20 protein-coding genes are annotated in these 23,015 nt (G+C 69.6%); 15 read left to right on the top strand and 5 right to left on the bottom strand.

What is annotated here, in order from left to right; all coding sequences use genetic code 11:
* Positions 1 to 38 precede the first annotated feature (38 nt).
* The 14 genes from CQ040_RS10150 to CQ040_RS10095 all read left to right on the top strand — a co-directional run bounded on the left by CQ040_RS10150 (position 39) and on the right by CQ040_RS10095 (position 15,011).
* Complete coding sequence (locus tag CQ040_RS10150; protein ID WP_105527241.1) at positions 39 to 617, top strand: TetR/AcrR family transcriptional regulator; 579 nt, start codon at positions 39 to 41, stop codon at positions 615 to 617.
* 178 nt (positions 618 to 795) lie between these two features.
* Positions 796 to 2,112 carry a cytosine permease gene (locus CQ040_RS10145; protein WP_258131463.1) on the top strand — a complete coding sequence of 439 codons (1,317 nt, stop codon included), beginning with the start codon at positions 796 to 798 and terminating at the stop codon, positions 2,110 to 2,112.
* Positions 2,109 to 3,257: a DUF917 domain-containing protein gene (locus CQ040_RS10140; RefSeq protein WP_105527239.1), complete on the top strand. Its 1,149-nt coding sequence runs from the start codon at positions 2,109 to 2,111 to the stop codon at positions 3,255 to 3,257. Before CQ040_RS10145 ends, CQ040_RS10140 begins: the two co-directional genes overlap by 4 nt.
* On the top strand, positions 3,257 to 4,807 hold the full coding sequence (locus CQ040_RS10135) for a hydantoinase/oxoprolinase N-terminal domain-containing protein (protein WP_105527238.1): 1,551 nt from the start codon (positions 3,257 to 3,259) through the stop codon (positions 4,805 to 4,807). The genes CQ040_RS10140 and CQ040_RS10135 overlap by 1 nt, the downstream gene beginning before the upstream one ends.
* Positions 4,808 to 4,844: 37 nt before the next feature.
* Positions 4,845 to 5,009 (top strand): hypothetical protein, encoded by a 165-nt coding sequence (locus tag CQ040_RS20695; RefSeq protein WP_181156866.1) that lies wholly within the window; start codon positions 4,845 to 4,847, stop codon positions 5,007 to 5,009.
* Positions 5,010 to 5,085: 76 nt separating this feature from the next.
* Positions 5,086 to 6,150 (top strand): DUF998 domain-containing protein, encoded by a 1,065-nt coding sequence (locus CQ040_RS10130; RefSeq protein WP_219844718.1) that lies wholly within the window; start codon positions 5,086 to 5,088, stop codon positions 6,148 to 6,150.
* A 253-nt stretch (positions 6,151 to 6,403) separates the two neighbouring features.
* The gene (locus CQ040_RS20690; RefSeq protein WP_181156864.1) at positions 6,404 to 6,640 is read left to right on the top strand and encodes a hypothetical protein; all 237 of its coding nucleotides are present in this window, start codon (positions 6,404 to 6,406) and stop codon (positions 6,638 to 6,640) included.
* Positions 6,641 to 6,708: 68 nt separating this feature from the next.
* Positions 6,709 to 9,603, top strand: a complete 2,895-nt coding sequence (locus CQ040_RS21170; protein ID WP_181156863.1) for a helix-turn-helix transcriptional regulator — start codon at positions 6,709 to 6,711, stop codon at positions 9,601 to 9,603.
* 74 nt (positions 9,604 to 9,677) lie between these two features.
* Positions 9,678 to 9,881, top strand: a complete 204-nt coding sequence (locus CQ040_RS10120) for a cold-shock protein (RefSeq protein WP_017831237.1) — start codon at positions 9,678 to 9,680, stop codon at positions 9,879 to 9,881.
* A 193-nt stretch (positions 9,882 to 10,074) separates the two neighbouring features.
* Positions 10,075 to 11,100: an iron-siderophore ABC transporter substrate-binding protein gene (locus CQ040_RS10115; RefSeq protein WP_028503032.1), complete on the top strand. Its 1,026-nt coding sequence runs from the start codon at positions 10,075 to 10,077 to the stop codon at positions 11,098 to 11,100.
* Positions 11,101 to 11,133: 33 nt separating this feature from the next.
* The gene (locus CQ040_RS10110; RefSeq protein WP_028503033.1) at positions 11,134 to 12,183 is read left to right on the top strand and encodes an iron ABC transporter permease; all 1,050 of its coding nucleotides are present in this window, start codon (positions 11,134 to 11,136) and stop codon (positions 12,181 to 12,183) included.
* Entirely contained in the window at positions 12,180 to 13,262 is a 1,083-nt protein-coding gene (locus CQ040_RS10105; RefSeq protein WP_105527236.1) for an iron chelate uptake ABC transporter family permease subunit, read from the top strand. Before CQ040_RS10110 ends, CQ040_RS10105 begins: the two co-directional genes overlap by 4 nt.
* Entirely contained in the window at positions 13,259 to 14,059 is an 801-nt protein-coding gene (locus CQ040_RS10100; RefSeq protein ID WP_105527235.1) for an ABC transporter ATP-binding protein, read from the top strand. The genes CQ040_RS10105 and CQ040_RS10100 overlap by 4 nt, the downstream gene beginning before the upstream one ends.
* Positions 14,049 to 15,011 carry a siderophore-interacting protein gene (locus tag CQ040_RS10095; protein WP_105527234.1) on the top strand — a complete coding sequence of 321 codons (963 nt, stop codon included), beginning with the start codon at positions 14,049 to 14,051 and terminating at the stop codon, positions 15,009 to 15,011. Before CQ040_RS10100 ends, CQ040_RS10095 begins: the two co-directional genes overlap by 11 nt.
* Positions 15,012 to 15,242: 231 nt before the next feature.
* Here the strand turns inward: CQ040_RS10095 and CQ040_RS10090 are convergent, their stop codons facing one another.
* Positions 15,243 to 16,085, bottom strand: coding sequence for an alpha/beta fold hydrolase (locus tag CQ040_RS10090; protein WP_105527233.1), 843 nt, complete (start codon positions 16,083 to 16,085; stop codon positions 15,243 to 15,245).
* A gap of 150 nt (positions 16,086 to 16,235) precedes the next feature.
* Between CQ040_RS10090 and CQ040_RS10085 the strand changes: the two genes are divergently transcribed.
* The gene (locus tag CQ040_RS10085; RefSeq protein ID WP_105527232.1) at positions 16,236 to 17,039 is read left to right on the top strand and encodes a tryptophan-rich sensory protein; all 804 of its coding nucleotides are present in this window, start codon (positions 16,236 to 16,238) and stop codon (positions 17,037 to 17,039) included.
* Here the strand turns inward: CQ040_RS10085 and CQ040_RS10080 are convergent.
* Genes CQ040_RS10080 through kdpB form a run of 4 tightly spaced genes read right to left on the bottom strand, consistent with a single transcriptional unit; the run spans position 17,021 to position 23,013 of the window.
* On the bottom strand, positions 17,021 to 17,692 hold the full coding sequence (locus tag CQ040_RS10080; protein ID WP_105527231.1) for a response regulator: 672 nt from the start codon (positions 17,690 to 17,692) through the stop codon (positions 17,021 to 17,023). The genes CQ040_RS10085 and CQ040_RS10080 overlap by 19 nt on opposite strands.
* Entirely contained in the window at positions 17,689 to 20,247 is a 2,559-nt protein-coding gene (locus tag CQ040_RS10075) for an ATP-binding protein (RefSeq protein WP_105527230.1), read from the bottom strand. The genes CQ040_RS10080 and CQ040_RS10075 overlap by 4 nt, the downstream gene beginning before the upstream one ends.
* Positions 20,244 to 20,846 carry a K(+)-transporting ATPase subunit C gene (gene kdpC, locus CQ040_RS10070; protein ID WP_105527229.1) on the bottom strand — a complete coding sequence of 201 codons (603 nt, stop codon included), beginning with the start codon at positions 20,844 to 20,846 and terminating at the stop codon, positions 20,244 to 20,246. The genes CQ040_RS10075 and kdpC overlap by 4 nt, the downstream gene beginning before the upstream one ends.
* A gap of 25 nt (positions 20,847 to 20,871) precedes the next feature.
* Complete coding sequence (gene kdpB, locus CQ040_RS10065) at positions 20,872 to 23,013, bottom strand: potassium-transporting ATPase subunit KdpB (RefSeq protein ID WP_105527228.1); 2,142 nt, start codon at positions 23,011 to 23,013, stop codon at positions 20,872 to 20,874.
* Positions 23,014 to 23,015 lie beyond the last annotated feature (2 nt).

Below are 23,015 nucleotides of genomic sequence, written 5' to 3'. Positions count from 1 at the left end.
GGTTACGCTCTGCCTAACTAATAGTCGTTAGGTAGAAGATGACCAGAGCAACGATCCTCGCTGAGGCCCGCACGATCTTCGCGCGCCAGGGTTACGCCGAGACGAGCCTGCGCGAGATCGCCGAGGCCGTCGGGATCAAGACGCCTTCTCTCTATGCGCACTTCCCGAGCAAGGAGGCGCTCTACGCCGAGGTGTATGCCGCGGTCTCGGTCGATCACACCTCTTTCTTCGACGAGCTCGTGCGACGCAGCTCCGAGATGGAGCCGCTCGCGCGTCTGCAGCACCTCCTCGGTGGCATCGAGGCCTACTACCGCGACCGGCCCGACCTCGCGGAATTCAGCCTCAGAGCCGCCGTCACCGAGTACGGCCCCGGCGGCGAGCAGCTGCGGCAGATCTTCCTCGACTCGGAATCGACGCTCGCTGCCGCCGTGCGCCGTACCTATGAAGACGGTGTCGCGGCCGGCACCTTCGCAGCCGGTGACGCCGACGGCTTCACGGCGTTGGTGTTCGTCGTCATGGACGGGCTGTTCCTCCAGCTCACCCACTACACGCCCGAGGTCTACCGCGAGCGCTTCGACCAGGCCTGGCGACACCTCTCCACGATCCTCTCCCGATGAATCCCGCCGCACCGATGCGGCACACCCCTCGCCGGCTCGGAGCCACGAACTCCGACCGGCATCGCAAGATCCGGCCGAAACGACAGGCCGCCCCCGACCCGCCCTGCGAGTCGTCCGCACTCCGGGAACCCGAATCCCCGCCGACGGACTCGCAGGGCCACTTCTCAAGGAATAGATGATGACCTCCACCGACTACGAGCACGGCGTCGTGCCGCAGGATCAGCGCAAGAGCTGGCTGTCGATCGCCACCGTGTGGATCGCGATCGGCATCGACCTCTCCGGGGCGTTCCTGGGCGTCTCGCTCGCCTCCGGCATGGCCTTCTGGCCGGCGATCGGCGCGACGATGCTCGGTTCGCTCCTGCTCGGGCTGCTCGCGATGGCCTGCGCCTACGTGGGAGCCGCCACCGGCCTCTCCACCGCGATGATCTCGCGCGCCGTGTTCGGCCGCATCGGCGGCGCGATCCTCGCACTGGCGATCGCCGTGAGCCTCGTCGGCTGGTACGCCGTGCAGGCGGGCTTCTTCGGCGCGAACGCGCAGATCGCCTTCACCGAGTTCACCGGCATCGACGTGCCGGTGCAGGTGTTCACCGCGATCGGCGGCGTGCTGATGGCGATCACCGCGTTCTGGGGCTACCGCTCGATCAACCGCCTGAGCACGCTCGCGGTGCCGCTGCTGCTTCTGCTGTTGATCGTCGGAGTCATCGTCGCCTTCACGGTGAACGGCTCGGCGGGACTGGATGCTCCCGTCGAGGCGACGTTCACCTTCGGCGGCGCGGTGTCGCTCGTGATGGGCATCTTCATCCTCGGTGTCGTGCTCGCCCCCGACATGGCCCGCTGGGCGAAGACCCCGAAGCAGGCGATGATCGCCGGGTTCGTCGGCTTCTTCTTCGGCAACTCGATCATCCTGGTCGTCGCGATCCTGCTCGCGCGCATCATGAACGGCACGGAGCTGATGGCGATCTTCTTCGCGCTCGGCCTCGGCGGCGTCGCCGTGATCGTGCTGATCCTCGCGCAGTGGACCACGAACACGACCAACCTCTACTCGGCCGGACTCTCGTTCGCGTCGATCAGCGAGCGACTGAGCCGGCGCACCGTGACGATCGTGCTCGGCGCCATCGGCATCGTCGTCGGTGTGATCGGGGCGGCCGACTACTTCGTGCAGTTCATCCTCGTGATCGGCACGATCATCGCCCCCTACGGCGGTGTCTACCTGGCGTCGTTCTTCACAGGCCGCAAGACGGCTCGCTGGGCGCACGGCGCCACGGTGCCGCTGGTCGACGGCTGGTCGATCGCGGCGTGGGTGGTCGGGATCTTCGTGGCCGTCGCGACGACGAACCCGGCCGACGGGCCCGGCTTCGGCTGGTTCACGATCACTTCGATCTCGGCTCTCGACGGTCTCCTCGTCGGCTTCGTCGCCTACCTCGCGCTGCTGCCGTTCCGGCGTCGCGTGCAGCAGGATGCCGCGGCATCCGTCACGGATGAGGTGAACGCATGACCTCCGGCACCACCGCGCCCTTCCTCACAGAAGCAGACATCGACGAGATCGCTCTCGGGGCTGCCGTGCTCGGTACCGGAGGAGGGGGCGACCCCCACGTCGGTTCGCTGATCGCCAAGCGCCTGATCCGTCTGCACGGACCGGTGCCGCTGGTGGCGGTCGACGACCTGACCGACGACGATTTCGTCATCCCGATCGGCGGGATCGGTGCGCCGTCGGTGAGTGTCGAGCGCATCCAGGCCGAATCCGAGCTGCTCGCTGCCCTGCACGCGATCGAGCGCGCCGTCGGCCGCAAGGCCACTGCCGTGATGCCGATCGAGGTCGGCGGCGGCAACTCCATGATCCCGATCGCGGCAGCCGCCCTCGCCGGTCTTCCGGTGGTCGACGGCGACGCGATGGGACGAGCCTTCCCCGAGGCGCAGATGGTCACCTTCCACCTGGCCGGTTACGGACCGGGCACGACCGTGCTGGTCGACCACCACGGCAACGAGGTGGTGAGCCGACCGGTCGACGGCGGCTGGTCGGAGCGCATCGCGCGGGCCGTCACGGTCGAGATGGGCGGAGGGGCGACCATGATCGACTACGCCTACGGCGGCGAGGTCGTGCGCGAGTGCGCGATCCCCGGAACCCTCGGGCTCGCCCAGCGCATCGGACGAATCCTGCGGGGACGAGACGCTGCCGGACGCGAGCTGCGCGACGACGAGCGGATCGACGCCCTGTGCGCCGACCTCGATGCGGTGCGGCTGTTCGACGGCAAGGTGGCTGACCTGCAGCGCTCCGTCGACGGCGGCTTCACCCGCGGGGCGGCCGAGCTCGTCGGCGTCGGCACCGACCGGGGGAGCGCGTTCCGCCTCGACTTCCAGAACGAGATGCTGCTCGGCCGCCGCGACGGCGTGCTGGCGGCGGTCACGCCCGACCTGATCGCGGTGCTCGACCTGTCGACCGGGATGCCGATCACGACCGAGTCCCTCCGCTACGGCGCTCGGGTCGCGGTCATCGCGATTCCCTGCCACGACAAGTGGCGAACGCCGATCGGCCTGGAGACCGCCGGTCCCGCCCACTTCGGATACGACGTGGAGTGGGTTCCGGTCGAAGACATCGCGCAGCGCTCCGGTGCGCACACGACGGACGAGGAGGCCGCGTGATGGCCGGCAGGTATCGCATCGGCATCGACGTCGGCGGCACGAACACCGACGCAGTGATCCTCGACGAGCGGCTCGACGTCGTCGCCTCGGTCAAGCGCCCGACCACGGCCGACACGGGCGACGGCGTTGCCGCGGCGATCGATGCCGTGCTCGCGGCCTCCGGAGTCGATGCCGCCCTGATCGGGCATGCGATGCTCGGCACCACCCACTGCACCAACGCGATCGTCGAGCGGCGCGGCCTCGGTCGTGTCGGCATCCTCCGCCTCGGTGCACCGGCCACCACGGCCGTCCCGCCGCTGGAGGGCTGGCCCGACGACCTGCGTGCGGCGATCGGCGACCACGCCCACCTCTTGGCCGGGGGCTTCGAGGTCGACGGACGCGTGCTCTCCCCGATCGACGAGGATGCCGTGCGCGAAGCCTGCGCACGGATGCGCGGCGAGGTCGACGCGGTCGCCGTCGTCGGGGTCTTCGCCCCGATCGACGAGAGCCAGGAGGAGCGGGTCGCCGAGATCGTGACAGAGGAGCTGGGTGTTCCCGTCTCGCGGTCGGCGCGCATCGGCTCGCTCGGACTGCTCGAGCGTGAGAACGCGACCGTGCTGAACGCGGCGCTGATGCAGACGCTCCGGCAGATGGCCGCGGGCTTCGTCGCTGCCCTGCGCGAACGCGGCATCCCGGCCACCCCCTACTTCGGCCAGAACGACGGCACCCTCATGCAGCTCGAGTACGCGCTGGAGTTCCCGGTGCTGACGATCGGTTGCGGGCCCACGAACTCCATCCGCGGTGCCGCACACCTCTCCGGCGCCACGGATGCCCTGGTGGTCGACATCGGCGGCACCACGACCGACATCGGCGTGCTCGTCGACGGGTTCCCTCGGCAGTCGGCGCACGCGGTCGAGATCGGCGGCATCCGCACGAACTTCCGCATGCCGGACGTGCTGTCGGTCGGCCTCGGCGGCGGCACGATCATCCGTGAGACCGCTGACGGTACGACCGTCGGCCCCGACAGCGTCGGCTATCGGCTCCCACAGGAAGGTCTGGCCTTCGGGGGAAGCACCCTCACGGCCACCGACATCGCCCTCGCGGTCGGCGGTGCCGAGATCGACGGGCTCGATGCTCCGGCCGTTCCTGGGGCGGTCGGCGCTGCGGCATGGACCGCGATGCGGGAGATCCTCGAAGACTCGATCGACCGGATGAAACCGAACGCGGCCCCCGTGCCGGTGATCCTCGTCGGCGGGGGCGGCATCATCGCCCCGACCGAGCTCGACGGCGTCGCCGAACTGATCCGCCCCGATCACTTCGGCGCGGCCAACGCGGTGGGTGCAGCTCTCGGCGAGGTCGCCGGTCAGATCGAGAAGATCTATCGCGTCGACCCCACCGACCAGCGGGCCTCCCGCGCGGATGCGGCGGCCGAGGCGACCGAGCGTGCCCGGCTCGCGGGAGCGGACCCCGCGACGATCGAGGTCGTCGCCGTGGAGGAGCTCCCGGTGGCCTACTCCGACGGCACCGCGGTGCTCATCCGCGCCAGAGCGGTAGGTCGCCTGGCGGCCTGAGCGTCGGGTGTCCCGGCGCGCGTTGTACGATCGCGACATGACGAAGACCACGTTCAAGCCGGGCGATGACGTCGTCACTCCTCGTTCACGAGGAAAGGTCATCGACATCTGCGCGACGCCCTCGGGACAGTTCATCTTCGGCATCGAAGACGAGACCGGGGAAGTCACCTACTTCACTCCCAAGGCACTGCAACACGCCTGACGGACTCGACCGTTCTCGGGGTGCCGCCGACCGAGCGGGCCTTCCCCGCGTCCGAGGTGCGTGCTTGCATGGGCGCATGGAGCAGGACGCGAAGCTGCGGGGTGAGACGAGGGCGGTCTGGGCGACCGTGGTCTGCTTCGTGGCTGGCACGTCTGTCGGCATGCTCTTCCTGGGCGGTGAGGCGCGCCCGCTCACGGGGGAGGGGGCGCTCGCGATGCCGGCCGCGGTGATCGCGGGTGTGGTCGCCGCCGTCGCGTTCCTCGCGAGCACGCTGATGCACCGCCGCGGCGAGACGACGCCGATGCCGCGGTGGCAGGCAGTGGTCTCCGACCTCTCGACCGGCGCTCTCACCGTCGCGTTCGGGGCCGTCACGATGATGGGGGTGCTGCTGGCTGCCGAAGTCCTCGCGGCCGGGCTCCAGGGCCTGCAACTCGCGGCGATCGGCGGCGGACTCCTGACGGGGGTGGCGTCCGCAGTCGGCGGGCGCTTCGCGTTCGGAGCCGGAGTCGACCTGCGCACGGCCGACCTCGCCGCCCTCCTGTTCGGGTTCCTCGTGATCGGCACGCTCTTCGCGATGGTCACCGCGGCCGACCCCCGCTGGTGGGAGCAGAACTTCTCGCAGCTCGGATCCGGATCCTGGGCTTTCAACGGCACGCTCCTGGTCGCCGGCCTTCTCATCGCGACCGTCGGCTCGTACATCGGCCGCGACCTGCACCGCCTGCTCGGCGATGCCGCGCTCCCGCGCATCGCCGGGGTCGTGGCGCTGTGGGCGGCCACGGGCCTGGCGCTCGCCGCGGTAGGGCTGCTGCCGCTGCACCGGGCGCCGATCCCGCACGACATCGCGGCCTTCGCGACGCTGGTGCTGTTCGCTGCTGCGGCCGCGACCACCGTGACCTCGATTCCCGGGCATGCCCGTGCACTGCTGATCACGTCGATCGGCGTCGGTCTCCTCATCGCGGTCGCTGTCGTGCTGTGGGTCCCGTTCGGCCTGTATCCGGCTACCGCTCTCGAAGCAGTCATCGTCGGACTCGGACTGCTGTGGATGGCGACCCTGGTGCGCGTGCTCGCGATCCTCGTGCCCTCGCAGTCGCGCCCGTCGGCGCGGCGCGCGCTGCTGCGCCTCGGCACTCCTCCTCGCTAGACCGGCGGCTTCCACTTCTGCCTCCTGCCGGGTCAGGTCCCTCCTGCCGGGTCAGGCGAACACGCGAGATCAGGCCGTTCTGGCGCAGATCGGCCTGCTGCGGCGCGACGGCCTGATGTGGGGTGACGGCCGACGGCGGCGGACCCGCGGCATCCCTAGTCCCAGCCCGGCGAAAGATAGGGCATCTGTCCGATGTCGGCCGGGTACCTCAGAGCGGAGTGTAGGGATACAGCGAACCGTCGAGGAGAACCCCATGTTCGAGCACCCGTACTTCAGCCAGCAGCTCACCCAGCACGACCAGGAGCAGATGGAGCGCGCCGCCGCGCGGCGACTGTTCCTGCTCGAGCACGCCGATCAGATCGTGCCGCGTCCTGCGGGGGCGATGCGCCGGATGCTGCGCCGCTTGTCCGGTCGCACCGCCGGCAGCACGACCCGCAGCGCGTCGACCGCGCGCGCCACAACCGGTTGCGAAACCGCCACCGCGCGGTGAGTGCCGTCGTCGCTCGGATCGAGACGCAGGCCGCCCCGAATGTCGGTCGGGGGTGGGACGATGAGTCCATGCCCCCTTCCGCTTCGAGCGCTGCGATGGTCGGTCGTGCGGCCGAGCTCGCCGAGATGCGCCGGTCGTTCGCCGGGGTGCGCGAGGGGGTCCCTGCAGCCCTGCTCGTCGAGGGTGAGGCCGGCATCGGCAAGTCGCGTCTGCTGCGAGAGTTCGCGGCGGAGATCGAGCAGACCGCCGATGTGCACGTGGGCTGGTGCCTCGACCTCGGCGCATCGCGCACGCCCTACGGCCCGCTCACCGGCATCCTCCGCTCCATCGTCACGCGCATGGGCGTCGACCGGGTGCGAGAGTCGGTCGGGGTCGGCGCTGAAGCGCTCGGCATGCTGTTGCCCGAGCTCGCCGATTCGCCCACCGACCGCGATCGCACGAGCCCTGAGCGCCTCCGCGACGCAATCGCCTCTCTCATCGAGGCGGCTGCCGAACGCGCCCCGCAGGTGCTCGTGGTCGAAGACCTGCACTGGGCTGACGAGTCGACGCTCGCCATCCTCTCTTTTCTCCTGCGTGCGCTCGGCCGCGGGCGCATCCTGCTGCTCATCACCTGCCGCAGCGACGATGTTCGCCGTGGCGACGCGGTGAGCCGCTTCATCGGCGAGGCCACGAGGGCCCGACTGCTCGAACACGTAACCCTCGCCAGGCTCGACGACGCCGCCGTGCGCGAGTTGGCCGAGCAGATCACCGGCCGCCCGCTCACCGAGACAGCGCTCGACCGCATGCAGGAGCGGGCCGAGGGCGTCCCCTTCTTCATCGAAGAGATCGCCGGATGCACGGACGGACCCCTCCCCGACGGGCTTCGCGACCTGCTCCTGGCCCGCTTCGACAGGCTCGGCGACGATGCGCGTCACGTCGTGCAGGTCGTCTCCGGTGCAGAGCGCCCGCTGTCGCACCCTCTGATCACGCGCCTCGTCGACCTCCCCGAGCAGCGCCTCGATGAGGCGATCCGCGAGGCGACCCGCAGTGGCATCCTCGTCGTGGGCGACGACGACTACCGGTTCCGGCATGCGCTCCTGCGCGAGGCCGTGCACGACGATCTGCTCCCCGGAGAGCGGGCGCGGCTGCATCGCGCCTACGCCGAGACGCTCGAGGCGCAGTGCGTGGGCTCAGACACCAACGACGCCGCCGCGCTCGCCTATCACTGGCAACTCGCACAAGACAACAGAAAGGCACTCGTCGCCGCCGCCGATGCCATGCGCCACGCGAAGGCGCAGTACGCGTTCGCGAGCGCTGCCCGCTTCGGCGAGCTCGCGCTGGAGCTGTGGCCGCTGGTGCCCGATCCGACCGAGGCCGCACGCGTCGAGCGTCTCGATCTGCTTCTCGTGCTGGGCTCCATCCTGCGCAACGCGGGCGATGGGGAGCGTGCGCTCGCGGTGGCGAACGTGGCACTCGCCGAGGTCGACCCCGCGACGGTAGACCCGCGCCTGCACGCACGACTCCTCCGCAACAAGGCGCTGTACCTCGTCAATCTCGGGCGCCTCGGGGCGATCCCGCTGCTGCAGCAGGCGCTGGCCATCGCTGAGGAGCGCATCGGTGACGAGGTGTTCCGGGCAGAACTGCTCAACCAGCTCGCCAGCCGCCGAATGATCGCGGGCGACCGCGAAGAGGCGATCCGCCTTGCCGATGAGGCAGAGCGCGGGGCGGCGGGAGCCGAGTCCACGGACCAGCTGTCGATCGCGGCGAACGTCCGCGGAGGCTCGCTGGCGCACCTGGGCGAGGTCGAGGCGGGAGTGCGCGAATACGAACGGGCCCGTGAACTCGCGACGGGCTCGACCGCCGAGATGCGCTATCGCGTGAACTACTCCGACCTGCTCACGCTGCTCGGGCGCTACCGCGAGGCGGTCGAGGTCGCAGAAGAAGGATTGCGTCGGGCTCGCGAGCTCCGCGTCGAACGCACCTCGGGGTCGATCATGGCGCAGAACATGGTCGTGCCCCTGCTCGAACTCGGCGAGATCGAGCGGGTCGAAGAGATGCTGTCGAGAGACTTCGTGCAGGGGACACTGCGCGTCTTCCGCATGTACATGAGCATGACGCGCGTGCGGGTGCTGGCCTGGCGCGGACGCTCGGCCGAGGCCGCGGAGATGCTGCGCGACTGGCTGCCGGCGTTCCAGGAGACCGGTGCCTCGGAGCGGCAGATCTGGTACGACCGGGTGATGATGACGGTCGCGGTAGCCGAGAGCGAGGGCGACCTCCGCGGTGCGCTCGACACGATCCTCGAGATGCTGCAAGACGATCAGCCTGCTCTCCTTCATCAGCGCCGTCTGCTGCTCGAAGGGGGAGCGATCATCGCCGAGCTGCGTGCCGAGGGAGCTGACGTCACCGCAGCGTCCGGCACCCTTCGCGCGGCCTGGCTCGCGCAACCGGCGCAGTTGCAGCGCGATGCCTGGTCGACGATCCTCGACGCGTTGCTCGACCCGCGCCCCGACGCCATCGACGACGCGATGCGGCGTGCCGACGGAGACGACGTGCCGGTCACGTTCCGGGTCGTCCTGCGACTGGAGCGTGCGCGGATGCTCGTGCACGACGGCGATCGTGCTGCGGCGTCGTCCGTGCTCGCCGAGGCGGCCGAGTTCGCGGAGGCCTTGGGGAATGCGCAGTTGCAGACCGCCGTCGCGCGGTTCGCCGCCGATGCAGGGCTCCGCTCCGCTGCCGGGCAGGCTGCTGTACCCTCCGCCGGCACCGACCCGCTCACCGCGCGCGAGAAGCAGGTGCTCGAGCTCATCGCCGAGGGGCTGAGCAACAAGCAGATCGGCGAGCGGCTGTTCATCAGCGTGAAGACCGTGAGCGTCCATGTCTCTGCCGTGCTGCGCAAACTCGGAGTGAGCACGCGCACCGAGGCAGCGCTTCTGCAGAAGAATCTGCAGTTCAGTGACAGTCATCAGCCTGCCGTGGTAGCGTGACTGTGCGCGCGTGTCGGATGTTCCGATTCGGCGTAGGCCGTGTAAACGGCTAAGTCAACAGAAAGTAGAAACACATGGCCACTGGCACTGTGAAATGGTTCAACGCGGAAAAGGGCTTCGGCTTCATCGCTCCCGATGACGGCTCGGACGACCTTTTCGCCCACTACTCGGCTATCGCCGGCTCCGGTTTCAAGGAGCTCCGCGAGAACCAGAAGGTCGAATTCGACGCTGAGCGTGGCCCCAAGGGCATGCAGGCGGCGAACATCCGCGCTCTCTGAGCGCGCGCTGACTTCCTGAAACCGGTCGGATCCTCACGGATCCGGCCGGTTTTTTGTGTACCCACAGCGCTCGTCGCATAGGAATTTCCAAAGTGAGGTTCGCCTAACCTCCGTGTTAGATTAGGCCAGGCTTACCAAAGGCTGGGCGCATCTCCTGCGCCGCCCCCTCACCCCGAACCCGAAGGGAACGCCTGTGCGCACTTCTCGAATTCTCGCCATCGGCGCGGCAGCTGCACTCGCCGTCGGCCTCTCCGCCTGCGCGTCCTCCGCGCCGCAGTCGTCGTCGACCACCGGTGGCAACCCCGCATCCGATGACGCCTTCCCCGTCACCGTCGAGCACATCTACGGCGAGACCACGATCACCGAGAAGCCCGAGCGCGTCGCGACCGTCGCCTGGGCGAACCACGAGGTGCCGCTGGCTCTGGGCATCGTTCCGGTCGGAATGAGCAAGGCCGCCTGGGGCGACGACGACGACAACGGCGTGCTGCCCTGGGTCGAGGAGAAGCTCGACGAGCTCGGTGCCGAGACTCCGGTGCTCTTCGACGAGACCGACGGCATCGACTACGAGGCCGTCGCCGACACCGAGCCCGACGTGATCCTCGCCGCCTACTCCGGCCTCACGCAGGAGGAGTACGACACTCTCTCCAAGATCGCCCCGGTCATCGCGTACCCGGAGGTCGCCTGGGGCACCTCGGTCAACGACATGATCGAGATGGACTCCAAGGCACTGGGCCTCGAAGACGAGGGCAAGGCCCTCATCAAGCAGCTGGATGCCGATGCGCAGAAGGCGCTCGAGGCGAACAGCGTGCTGAAGGACAAGAAGGTCCTGTTCTCCTACATCGACCCGACAGACCTCAGCCAGATCGGCTACTACACCGCGATCGACACCCGCCCCGGCTACCTCCACGGTCTCGGCCTGCCGTTCCCCTCGATCGTCGAGGAGAACAAGGACAGCAACGAGTTCTACCTGACGGTCAGCTCTGAGGAAGCGCAGAAGTTCGACGACGTCGACCTGTTCATCACGTATGGCGACGAGTCGATCATTCCGCTGCTGCAGGCCGACCCCCTGCTGTCGAAGATCCCGGCCATCGCCGAGGGCCGCATCGCGATCCTGCCCGACGCCTCGCCGATCGCCGCATCCGCGAACCCGTCGCCGCTGTCGATCCCGTGGGGCCTCAGCGACTACTTCGCGATCCTGGCTGCACCGCTCTCCAAGTAGTCGTTCGATCCGCCCCCGCGGAGTGAATACTCAGTGACCTCAGCAACCGTCATCGCGCCAGCACCGGGCGCCGCAGACCTGCGGCGCCCGGTGCTGGCGCGCACCCTCTGGCTGCTCGTCGGGGTCGTGGTGCTCCTGGTGCTCAGCATCCTGTCGATCTCGTTCGGCGTGCGCGCCGTCTCGTTCGACGACATCGTCGCGGCCCTCACCGGCCACACCGACACGATCGCCGAGGCCGCGATCGTCAAGCGGATCCCCCGTACGGTCCTCGCCCTTCTGGTCGGCGCGGCGCTCGCGCTGTCCGGTGCGACCATGCAGGCAGTCACGCGCAACCCCATCGCCGACCCCGGCATCCTCGGCGTCTCGAATGGGGCGTCGCTCGCCGTCGTGTGCGGCATCGCATTCTTCGGTCTCGCCGACCCGTACGGGCAGATGGCCTTCGCGATCGCGGGAGCCGGGATCGCCGCCGTCTTCGTCTACACGGTCGGATCGCTCGGACGCGGGGGCGCCACACCCCTCAAGCTCGCACTCGCCGGTGCCGCCACCTCGGCCGCATTCGCCTCGCTCATCAGTGCCGTCATGCTGCCCCGTGTCGACTTGCTGCAGACGTTCCAGTCCTGGCAGGTCGGCGGTGTCGGTGGGGCGGAGTGGCCGCGCATCGCTCTCACCGCACCCGTCCTCGCGGTCGGCGCCCTCATCTGCTTCCTCTGCTCCCGAGGCATGAACTCCCTCGCCCTCGGCGACGAGATGGCCAAGGGACTCGGCGAGAACGTGTTCCGCACGCGCATGATCTCGGCCCTCGGCGCGGTGATCCTCGCGGGAGCGGCCACAGCGATCGCCGGGCCTATCGGCTTCGTCGGCCTGATCATCCCGCACGTGTGCCGGATGCTGGTGGGCACCGATCATCGTTGGCTGCTGCCCTTCTCGGCCATCGCCGGCGCGGCGCTGCTGACCGCCAGCGACATCATCGGCCGCGTGATCGCGCCCTCGTCGGAGGAGATCCAGGTCGGCATCATCACCGCCATCATCGGCGCCCCGTTCTTCATCTGGATCGTCCGTCGGCAGAAGGTGCGTGAGCTGTGAGCACGACCGAGCACTCCGAGCACACCCTCGATCGGGTCGACGAGCCGGCATCCGCCCGGATCGCACGCATCGTCGCCGGGCGCCGATCACGCCACCGTCGGCACGCTGTCGCCACGATCGTCCTCGGTGTACTGCTCTTCGCCCTCTTCGCGGTCGCCCTCATGGTGGGCAACACGTTCTACACGCCCGGTGAGGTGATCCGCGTCATCTTCGGTGAGACGGTGCCGGGGGCATCGTTCACCGTGGGCGACCTGCGGTTGCCGCGGGCTGTCCTGGCCGTCCTCACCGGCATCGGCTTCGGCATGGCCGGCGTCTGCTTCCAGACGATGCTGCGCAATCCGCTCGCATCCCCCGACATCATCGGCATCTCCAACGGTGCCGGGGCCGCGGCGGTGTTCGGCATCATCGTGCTGTCACTCAACGGCCCGATCGTCTCGCTGCTCGCGCTCGCTGGCGCGATCCTCACGGCCTTCGTGATCTACCTGCTCTCGATCAAGGGCGGCTTCGCGGGCACGCGCCTCATCCTGATCGGCATCGGCGTCGCGGCGATGCTGCAGAGCATCATCTCCTACATGCTGTCGCGGGCCGCGAACTGGGACATCCAGACGGCGATGCAGTGGCTGACCGGAAGCCTCAACAACGCGTCGTGGGAGCGAGTGCTGCCGATGGCGATCGCCGCGGTGGTCATCGTGCCGCTGATGCTCTCGCAGGGGCGGGCGCTCGGCGCCCTCCAGCTCGGCGACGACTCAGCGGCGGGCCTCGGCATCCGGGTCAACGCCACACGCCTGCTGCTCATGCTCGGTGCGGTTGCGCTCCTCGCCTTCGCGACCGCGGCCACCGGTCCGATCGCGTTCGTCGCGTTCATGGCCGGACCCATCGCCGCACGCATCACGGGGCCGGGGGCCAACCTGCTCCTGCCCTCGGCGTTCGTCGGCGCCGTGCTCGTGCTCGGCGGCGACCTGATCGGCCAGTTCGCCTTCGGCACCCGCTATCCCGTCGGCGTCATCACCGGCGTGGTCGGCGCGCCGTACCTGATCTACCTGCTCATCCGCACCAACCGCTCCGGGGGTTCGCTATGACCGTCTCGCACAGCCTGTCCGCTGACGGGGTCACGCTCGCTTATGGCGACCGCACCATCATCGATGGTCTCGATCTGCAGATCGCGCCCGGCCGCATCACGACGATCGTCGGGGCCAACGGATGCGGCAAGTCGACGCTGCTGCGCTCACTCGCGCGCCTGCTCTCGCCGACCGACGGTCAGATCGTGCTCGACGGCAAGTCGGTGCACGCCCGCCCCACCAAGGAGGTCGCGCGCATCCTCGGCCTGCTGCCGCAGTCGCCCGTCGCCCCTGAAGGCATCGCGGTCGCCGACCTGGTCGGTCGCGGACGGCATCCGCATCAGAAGATGCTCGCGCGCTGGAGCACGCACGACTACGAGGTGGTGGCTGACGCCCTCGATGCGACCGGGATCTCCGACCTCGCCGACCGCAGCGTCGACGAGCTCTCGGGTGGGCAGCGCCAGCGCGTGTGGATCGCGATGGCGCTCGCGCAGGAGACCGACATCCTGCTGCTCGACGAGCCGACCACCTTCCTCGACGTCGCCCACCAGGTCGAGGTGCTCGACCTGCTCACCGACCTGAGCGTCTCTCGCGGCACGACCATCGTCATGGTGCTGCACGATCTCAACCTGGCTGCCCGCTATGCCGACGAGCTGGTCGCCATGAAGGACGGTCGGGTGCACGCGACGGGCATCCCGCAGGAAATCGTCACCGCTGAACTCGTCGAAGAGGTCTTCGGTCTCGCCAATCAGATCACCATCGACCCGGTCTCCGGCAAGCCGATGGTCACACCCATCGGGAGGCATCATGTCCGCTGAGACGACCACCACCGAGCGGCCGACCTACATCCTCACGCGCGCCGAGGTGCGTGCGGTCGCGCGCGTCTCGCCCTCGTTCGTGCGGGTCACCTTCGGCGGCGACGAGCTGAGCGAGTTCGGGACCCCCGGTGAGGTGTTCGACAGCCGGATCAAGCTGGTCTTCCCGCCGGCATCCGGGGTGCTGCCCGACCTCGACCGGGCGTCGGACAACTGGTGGCAGGCGTTCCTGGCGGTGCCGGAGGATGAGCGCGGGTCCATGCGCACCTACTCCGTGCGTGAGCTGCGCGTCGACGCCGAGGGCGGGACCGAGGTCGACGTCGACTTCGTGCTGCACCTCGAGCCGGGGCTGACCGGGCCCGCGTCGCTGTGGGCGAGCCAGGCCGCGGTCGGGCAGGAGCTCTACCTGGTCGGGCCGCGTCGCGGGGTCGATGTCGACGCGCACGGAGGGGCCGAGTTCGCCCCCGGTACCGCTGCATCGGTCGTGCTCGCGGGTGATGAGACGGCCGCTCCAGCGATCGCGCGCATCCTGGAAGACGCGCCTCGCGACCTGCGCGGTGTCGCCTTCATCGAGGTGCCCTCTCCGGCCGACATCCTGCGCATCGACGTGCCTTCAGGCGTCGAGGTGCACTGGCTGCCCCGCGATGCCGGGGAGCCGCACGGCCTGCGCCTCATCCCGGCCGTGCTCGCGCACCTCGGCGATGCCGACGCCGCGGACGAGATCCGGGTGAAGGACATCGACGGCGAGGACCTGCTGTGGGAGACGCCGGAGTACTCCGGCCTCGGTGAGGACATCGCCGCGGTGGATGCCCCGGCCGAACGCTACTTCTGGATCGCGGGGGAGAGCGGCGTGGTCACCACACTGCGTCGCCACCTGGTGAAGGACCTCGGCATCGACCGTGGACAGGTGGCCTTCATGGGCTACTGGCGCCGCGGCGTCGCCATGCGCGGCTGACCCGCGGTCGTCGATCCTCCGCGGTCCTGGGCTCCGGCCCGACCGCGTCGCCCGTTCCGGTCTGGCGCCTGGTCCTGGGCTCTGGGCCGACCTCGTCGTACGTTCCGGTCGCAGTTGCTGTCGCCATGTTCGCGAGCGAAGCGACAGCAACTGCGACCGGAGCGCGGATGCCGGCGCGACCGGAGCGCGGATGCCGGCGCCGGGCGGCGGGGCGGATGCGGCGGGGCTGGCCTACTTCGCGAGGAAGGCCTTCAGCGCGGCGTTGACCTCGTCGGCGTGGGTCCACAGCAGGCCGTGCGGGGCGCCCTCGACCTCGACGTAGTCGGCATCCGGCACCGCTCGGTGGAAGCGGCGCCCTGTCGCGTCGATCGGGAGGATGTTGTCCTTCGTGCCGTGCAGTATCAGCGTCGGCTTCGCGGCGGCGCGGACGGCTTCGACATCGGAGCGGAAGTCCTCGATCCAGGTCGGGACCACGGCGTAGGCGGCCACGGGCGCGCTGCTGACCGCGACGTTCCAGCTGGCGGTCACGGCCTGTTCGCTGATGCGCGATCCGAGGTTCTCGTCGAGGTTGTAGAAGTTCGAGAAGAAGTCGGTGAACCACGCGAAGCGGTCACCCTTCGCGGTGGCCTCGATGCCGTCGAAGACCTCCTGCGGCACGCCCTCGGGGTTGTCGTCACGCTGCACGAGGAACGGCTCGAGCGAGGCGAGGAAGGCGAGCTTCGCTACGCGGTCGTGGCCGTACTTCGCGACGTAGCGGGCGAGCTCTCCGGTGCCCATCGAGAAGCCGACAAGCACGACGTCGCGCAGATCGAGGGTCTCGAGCACCGCGTTCAGGTCGGCGGCGAACGTGTCGTAGTCGTACCCGGTGTGCACCTTCGAGGACTGGCCGAACCCACGGCGGTCGTAGGTGATGACGCGGTAGCCCTGGGTGAGGAGCTCGCGGGTCTGACGCTCCCAGCTGTGGCCGTCGAGCGGATAGCCGTGGATCAGGACGACGGGCTGCCCTGCCCCATGGTCTTCGTAGTAGAGCTCGATCGGGGTGCTGTTCTCGGTGCCGACGGTGATGTATGCCATGCGCCGATCCTTACCAGTCTCGCGGTGGGGCGCAAGGCGGTTGCGCGACCGAGAGCACGATGCTCAGTATTTGTCTCACCTGGTTACCGAAATCGGCCTGGAGTGTCAACCCCGATGCGCTCGGGACCCGACGCCCGTAGCGTGCGAGCCATGGAATCACGCACGAAGGGCATCGGTCGTCAGTCGCTGATCATCGCGGCGGCGACGTTCATGCTGATCGCGGCCGCCGTCGGAGCCGGGGCCTTCGGCGGGACATCCGTCGACGATCTGCAGGACGGAGCTCTCTCCGCCCAGGGCTCGTATCTCGCGCCCGCAGGGCCGGCGTTCTCGATCTGGTCGCTCATCTACCTCGGCCTGATCGCGTACACGGTGTGGCAGACGTTGCCGTCGCAGCGGCAGGATCCCCGCCAGCAGGCCGTGGGCGGATGGATCGCCGCATCGATGGTGCTCAACGGCCTCTGGCTGGTGACCGCGCAGTTCCTGACACTGTGGCTCACCGTCGTCGTGATCGCGCTGCTGCTGGCCGTGCTCGCTCGGGTGATCGTGGTGCTCGGCCGCTTTCCGGCGCGCACCCTCGCCGACCGCATCCTCACCGACGGCGCGAACGGCCTCCACTTCGGCTGGGTCACGATCGCCACCGTCGCGAACACCGCCGCGTGGCTGACGCAGATCGCTCCCGAGAGCTGGGCGCAGGCGGCGGATGCCTGGGCCATCGCCGTACTCGCCGTCGTCCTGGTGATCGGAGCCGCCGCGGCTTGGGCCACGGGACGCATCGCCCCTGCCCTCGCGACGGCCTGGGGTCTGGTCTGGCTCGCCGTCGGACGCCTCACCGGGGAGCCCGAGAGCATCCCCACCGCCATCACTGCGATCGTCGTCGCCGTCGTGCTGCTCTTGGTCGCGGTCGTCGCATCGCTGCGCCGCCGCCGTGCCGCACCTCAGAGCACGAGCCGGTAACCCATCCCCGCTTCGGTGAGTAGGTGCACGGGCGCACCCGGCTCCTGCTCGAGCTTCTTGCGCAGCTGCGACATGTACAGGCGCAGGTAGCCCGAGTCGGAGACCTGCTCGCTGCCCCAGATCTCCTTCAGCAGGTCTTGTCGCGTGACCAGGGCGCCCGGATGCCGGGAGAGGTGCTCGAGCATGCGCCACTCGGTCGGGGTCAGGTGCACGCGCGCGCCGCCCCGGGTGACGGTCTTGGTGGCGAGGTCGACCAGGACTTCCCCGAACGCCACCGTCGACTCGCCGTTCGCCGGCACCGAGCGGCGGGAGAGCGCCCGCAGCCGCGCCAGCAGCTCGTCGACCTGGAAGGGCTTGGTGACGAAGTCGTCGGCGCCGGCGTCGAGCGCTTCGACCTTGTCGGCGGATCCGGTGCGACCGGACACCACGATGATCGGCACGTTCGTCCATCCGCGCAGCGCCTGGATCACCTCGATGCCGTCGAGCCGGGGCATGCCGAGGTCGAGCATGATGAGGTCAGGGTGGGTCTGGGCGGCTGCGGCGATCGCGGCTGCACCGTCTGCGGCCACCACGACCTCGTACCCGTGCGCGGCGAGGGTGATCCGCAGCGCCCGCACCATCTGCGGGTCGTCGTCGGCGATGAGGAGCTTCACTCCGTGCCCTCCGTGTCGGCAAGTCCTGCGGCCAGTGGCAGGGAGATGACCATGGTGAGGCCTCCGCCAGGCGTGTCCTCGGGTGTCAGGGTACCGCCCATGCCCTCGGTGAACCCGCGCGACAGGGCGAGTCCGAGTCCGAGTCCGGTGGTGTTGTCGGTGTCGCCGAAGCGCTGGAACGGCTGGAAGATGCGATCCCGTCGCTCGGGCGAGACGCCTTCGCCGCGGTCGATGATGCGGATCTCGGCGTGGTCGCCGAGTGCGCTCGTGGAGACGATGACCCGTGTGTCGTCGGGGGAGTGTCGGTGCGCGTTGGCGATCACGTTCACCAGCACGCGCAGCAGCAGCACGGGGTCGGCGTGCAGCGGGGGCAGGTCGGGGTCGAGGGCCAGCTCGACGTCGCCCGGTCCCAGGCCCAGTTCGTCGACGGCGGCGAGCACACTGCCGGCGGCATCCATCCGAGAGGACGAGACGGCGAGCACGCCCGCCTGCACCCGGCTGACGTCGAGCAGGTCGGTGACGAGCGTCGACAGCGTCGCGAGGCTCTCGTCGGCGGTGGCGAGCAGTTCTTCGCGATCGGAGGGCGAGAGTCCGTGCGCGCCGCGCAGACCGCCGATCGCCGCGACCGCCGAGGCGAGCGGGCGGCGCAGGTCATGGCTCACGGCCGACAGCAGGGCGCTGCGCACCTGATCGGTCTCGGCCAGCGCCTCGGCCTCACTCGCCGTCGCACGCAGGTCGGTGTGCTCGATCGCGGCCGACAGCTGGGCGACGATCGCGTCGAGCAGGCGGCGCTCGGGGCCTGCGAGCGGCTCGCCGTTCAGCTCCAGCACCGCGCGGGGTCCGCCGCCGGGGACGACACCGACCGGGATGGTCGTGGCACGGCCGTCGGCCACGGGCTCGCCGTCGCTCGCGAGAACCTCGCCGTCGGGGGCGAGCACGCGCACGCCGCTCAGGCCGAACGCCTCGCGGGTGCGGCTGACCAGGGCCAGCACGGCGTTGTCGCCGCGGAGCACGTTGCCGGCGACCGCGGCGAGCAGCTCGGCCTCGGCGGCAGCGCGCTGAGCGATGCGGGCTCGCCGTGCCGCCTGGTCGACGATGATGCTGACGAGGATCGCGATGAGGACGTAGAGCGCGAGGGCGAGTACATGAAGCGGATGGGCGATCGTGATGGTGAAGAGCGGGGCGACGAAGAGGAAGTCGAGCGTGACGCCCGAGAGCACAGCCGCGAAGACAGCTGGGCGGATGCCGCCGATCAACGCCACGACGACGACGAGCAGCTGATACGCGAGTACCTCGGCGGTGATCGACTCGGGGCTGCGGAACGTGAACATGATCCACGACAGGATCGGTCCGAAGACGAGGGCGACGCCGAAGCCGAGGAGCTGCCGACGCCAGCCCAGTGCTCCGCCGGTGATGCGGGGCAGGACCATCCGCCCGCCGGCCGCGGCATGCGTGACGATGTGCACGTCGATGTCGCCCGAGCGGCGGATGACTTCCGAGCCGATGCCCGGTCCGGTGAGCGCGGCGGTGAGCCGACTGCGCCTGCTGACGCCGATCACGAGCTGAGTGGCGTCAGCACCCTGCGCGAACTCGACGAGGGTGGCCGGGATGTCGTCGCCGACGACCTGATGGTACGAGCCGCCGAGCGATTCCACGAGCGTGCGCTGCGCGGCGAGAGCACCAGGCGTCTCGTCGCGCAGACCGTCTTGGGCGGAGATGTGCACGGCCAGAAGTTCGCCGCCGGCTGAGCGCGCGGCGATCCTGGCGCCGCGGCGGAGCAGCGTCTCGCCCTCCGGCCCTCCGGTCAGCGCGACGACCACGCGCTCCCTGGCCTGCCAGTTGCCTTCGATGCCCTGCTCGGCGCGGTAGCTGCGCAGGGCGCTGTCGACCTCGTCGGCGAGCCAGAGGAGCGCCAGCTCACGCAGCGCGGTGAGGTTGCCGAGACGGAAGTAGTTCGACAGGGCGGCGTCGATCCGCTCTGCCGGGTACACGAGCCCTGCGGAGAGTCGATCTCGCAGCGATTGCGGGGCGAGGTCGACGACCTCGATCTCGTCGGCGGCGCGGACCACGGCATCCGGGATCGTCTCCTGCTGCGCGATGCCGGTGATCTTCTCGACGACGGCGTTCAGCGATTCGATGTGCTGCACGTTGACGGTCGTGACCACGTCGATCCCCGCATCGAGCAGCTCGTCGACGTCTTGCCAGCGCTTCGCGTTGCGCGAGCCCGGGGCGTTCGTGTGCGCCAGCTCGTCGACCAGGGCGATCTCGGGCGCGCGCTCGAGCACGGCGTCGATGTCGAGCTCGGTCAGGGCGATGCCGCGGTGGAGGTCGACCCGGCGCGGGACCTCGGGGATGCCGACGGTCTGGGCGTGGGTCGCCGCGCGGTCGTGCGTCTCGACGATCGCGATGACGACGTCGTGGCCTTCGTCGAGGACACGTCGCCCCTCGGCGAGCATCTCGTAGGTCTTGCCGACGCCGGGGGCGGCTCCGAGGAGTACTCGGAGCCGCCCCCGGCGCGGTTGGCCTTGAGGTCGGCGAAGCGGCGCTGCGGTCATTCGCCCTCCCGATCATCGAGCGCGAGGTTGAGTTCGGCGACGTTGATGCGCTCCGCACCGAGGAATCCCAGATCCCGCCCTTGAATCCTAGACTCCACGAGGTCGCGCACCTCCTGCACCTCGAGGCCGCGGGCCTCGGCCACGCGCGGCACCTGGAGCCGGGCGTAGGCGACGCTGATGTGCGGGTCGAGCCCCGAGCCGGATGCGGTGACCGCGTCGGCCGGCACCTGGGAGGGATCCACGCCCTCGCGCTCCGCGATCGCGGCTTTGCGCTCCTCGATGGCGGTCACCAGGTCGGCGTTCTCGGGGCCGAGGTTGCTGCCGCTGGATCCCGCGCCGTCGTAGCCGTCGCCTGCCGCGGAGGGGCGTGACTGGAAGTACTCGGGCAGGGCCTTGCCGTCGGCATCCGTGAAGGACTGGCCGATCAGCGAGCTGCCCCGCTCGTCGGGGAGGGGTGAGCCGTTGGCCTGCCAGGGGAGCAGGAGCTGGCCGATGCCGGTGACCAGCAGGGTGTAGCCGACCCCGAGCAGGAGGGTGAGGACGAGCATCGCGCGGACGGCGACACCGGTGGTGCGAAGGGTGGTGCGCGAGGAGGACATGTCTGGATTCCTTTTCAGAGCCGGGTCAGAAGCCCGGGATGAGGCTGACGACGAGGTCGATGATCTTGATGCCGATGAACGGGGCGATCACGCCGCCGAGGCCGTAGACGAGCAGGTTGCGCTGCAGGATCTGCGAGGCGCTCGCCGGGCGGTACTTCACCCCTCGCAGTGCCAGTGGGATCAGGAAGACGATCACGATCGCGTTGAAGATGATCGCGCTGGTGACGGCGGACGCCGGCGAGTGCAGCTGCATGATGTTGAGCGCCGCGAGTCCGGGGAAGACGCCCATGAACATCGCCGGGATGATGGCGAAGTACTTCGCGATGTCGTTCGCGAGCGAGAACGTGGTGAGCGCTCCGCGGGTGATGAGCAGCTGCTTGCCGATGCGCACGATGTCGATCAGCTTGGTCGGATCGGAGTCGAGGTCGACCATGTTGCCGGCCTCCTTCGCGGCCGAGGTGCCGGTGTTCATCGCCACTCCGACATCGGCCTGCGCCAGCGCCGGGGCGTCGTTCGTGCCGTCGCCGGTCATCGCGACCAGGCGCCCACCCTCCTGCTCGCGTCGGATGAGCTCGAGCTTGTCCTCGGGCGTCGCCTCGGCGAGGAAGTCGTCGACCCCGGCTTCGGCGGCGATCGCCTTGGCCGTGAGCGGGTTGTCGCCCGTGATCATGACCGTGCGGATGCCCATGGCCCGCAGCTCTTCGAAGCGCTCGCGCAGACCGTCCTTGACGATGTCCTTGAGGTGCACGACTCCGAGGACGCGGCCGTCGGCACCGGGCGTCTTCACCGCGACCACGAGCGGGGTTCCGCCGCTCTCGGCGACGGAGTCGGTGCGGCTCGTGAGCTCGAGGTCGTCGCCGTCGAATCCGAGCCAGGCCCGCACCGCGGAGCCCGCACCCTTGCGGATCTGCGTGCCGTCGGCCAGATCGAGCCCCGACATGCGCGTCTGCGCCGTGAATGGCACGACCACCGCGTCATCCGGCGCGGTCACGTGGATGTCGTGTACGGCGGCGAGTTCGACGATCGAGGCGCCCTCCGGAGTGGGGTCGGCGAGCGACGACAGCGCTGCGACGCGAAGCAGCTCCTCGCCGTTGACCCCCGGAAGGGCGAGCACCTCATGCGCGCGGCGGTTGCCGTAGGTGATGGTGCCGGTCTTGTCGAGCAGCAGCGTGGTGACATCTCCGGCGGCTTCGACCGCACGCCCCGACATCGCGAGCACGTTGCGCTGCACGAGCCGGTCCATGCCCGCGATGCCGATGGCCGAGAGCAGCGCCCCGATCGTGGTCGGGATCAGGCAGACCAGCAGGGCGATGAGCACCGGGATGCTGACGGGTGATGCCGCGTAGGAGGCGATCGGGTTCAGCGCGAGCACCACGACCACGAAGATGATCGACAGGCTCGCGAGCAGGATGTTCAGCGCGATCTCGTTGGGGGTGCGCTGCCGGCTCGCGCCCTCGACGAGCGCGATCATGCGGTCGACGAACGTCTCGCCCGGCTTCGAGGTGATGCGCACCACGATCCGGTCGGACAGCACGCGGGTGCCACCGGTGACGGCACTGCGGTCGCCGCCGGACTCGCGGATCACCGGAGCGCTCTCGCCCGTGATGGCCGACTCGTCGACGGTCGCGATGCCGGCGATGATGTCGCCGTCGCCGGGGATCAACTCGCCCGCGGTCACGATCACGATGTCGTCGCGCTGCAGTTCGGCGGAGGAGACCTGGGCGGTCGCGGCGTGCTCCGCGGCAGCATCCGTCGACGGCTCGTAGCCGACCACGCGACGGGCCATGGTGCTGGTGCGGGTCTTGCGCAGACTCGCGGCCTGGGCCTTGCCGCGGCCCTCGGCGACCGACTCTGCGACGTTCGCGAACAGCACGGTCAGCCACAGCCAGATCGCGATGCCCCAGGTGAATGGGGCGGGGACCGGGGTGCCACCCGAGTCGGCCGGGCCGCCGAGGAACGGTTCGGCGATCGCGAGCACGGTCGTGAACGCGGCGCCGACCCAGACCAGCAGCATGACGGGGTTGCGCAGCAGAGACGCGGGGTTCAGCTTGCGCAGGGCTCCGGGGAGGGCCTGCACGAGCTGCGACCAGCCGAAGGAGCGCGGGGGTTCTGCGGGGGTGGATGCCGGAGCATCCTGCTGTTCGGAGGGGGTGGTGATGAGTGTCATGG

The organism is Microbacterium sp. MYb54 (assembly GCF_002979515.1).
In the GTDB taxonomy this organism is placed as follows: domain Bacteria; phylum Actinomycetota; class Actinomycetes; order Actinomycetales; family Microbacteriaceae; genus Microbacterium.
Note: the sequence above shows the minus strand (reverse complement) of the source record. Positions and strands in the feature narration are given on the sequence as shown.

Coding starts and splice junctions, on each gene's coding strand:
- CQ040_RS10085 (WP_105527232.1), top strand. CDS start 16,236: ATGGAATCACGCACGAAGGGCATCGGTCGTCAGTCGCTGATCATCGCG.
- CQ040_RS10120 (WP_017831237.1), top strand. CDS start 9,678: ATGGCCACTGGCACTGTGAAATGGTTCAACGCGGAAAAGGGCTTCGGC.
- CQ040_RS10095 (WP_105527234.1), top strand. CDS start 14,049: ATGTCCGCTGAGACGACCACCACCGAGCGGCCGACCTACATCCTCACG.
- CQ040_RS21170 (WP_181156863.1), top strand. CDS start 6,709: ATGCCCCCTTCCGCTTCGAGCGCTGCGATGGTCGGTCGTGCGGCCGAG.
- CQ040_RS20695 (WP_181156866.1), top strand. CDS start 4,845: ATGACGAAGACCACGTTCAAGCCGGGCGATGACGTCGTCACTCCTCGT.
- CQ040_RS10075 (WP_105527230.1), bottom strand. CDS start 20,247: ATGACCGCAGCGCCGCTTCGCCGACCTCAAGGCCAACCGCGCCGGGGG.
- CQ040_RS10100 (WP_105527235.1), top strand. CDS start 13,259: ATGACCGTCTCGCACAGCCTGTCCGCTGACGGGGTCACGCTCGCTTAT.
- CQ040_RS10130 (WP_219844718.1), top strand. CDS start 5,086: ATGGAGCAGGACGCGAAGCTGCGGGGTGAGACGAGGGCGGTCTGGGCG.
- CQ040_RS10150 (WP_105527241.1), top strand. CDS start 39: ATGACCAGAGCAACGATCCTCGCTGAGGCCCGCACGATCTTCGCGCGC.
- CQ040_RS10140 (WP_105527239.1), top strand. CDS start 2,109: ATGACCTCCGGCACCACCGCGCCCTTCCTCACAGAAGCAGACATCGAC.
- kdpB (WP_105527228.1), bottom strand. CDS start 23,013: ATGACACTCATCACCACCCCCTCCGAACAGCAGGATGCTCCGGCATCC.
- CQ040_RS20690 (WP_181156864.1), top strand. CDS start 6,404: ATGTTCGAGCACCCGTACTTCAGCCAGCAGCTCACCCAGCACGACCAG.
- CQ040_RS10090 (WP_105527233.1), bottom strand. CDS start 16,085: ATGGCATACATCACCGTCGGCACCGAGAACAGCACCCCGATCGAGCTC.
- CQ040_RS10145 (WP_258131463.1), top strand. CDS start 796: ATGACCTCCACCGACTACGAGCACGGCGTCGTGCCGCAGGATCAGCGC.
- CQ040_RS10135 (WP_105527238.1), top strand. CDS start 3,257: ATGGCCGGCAGGTATCGCATCGGCATCGACGTCGGCGGCACGAACACC.
- kdpC (WP_105527229.1), bottom strand. CDS start 20,846: ATGTCCTCCTCGCGCACCACCCTTCGCACCACCGGTGTCGCCGTCCGC.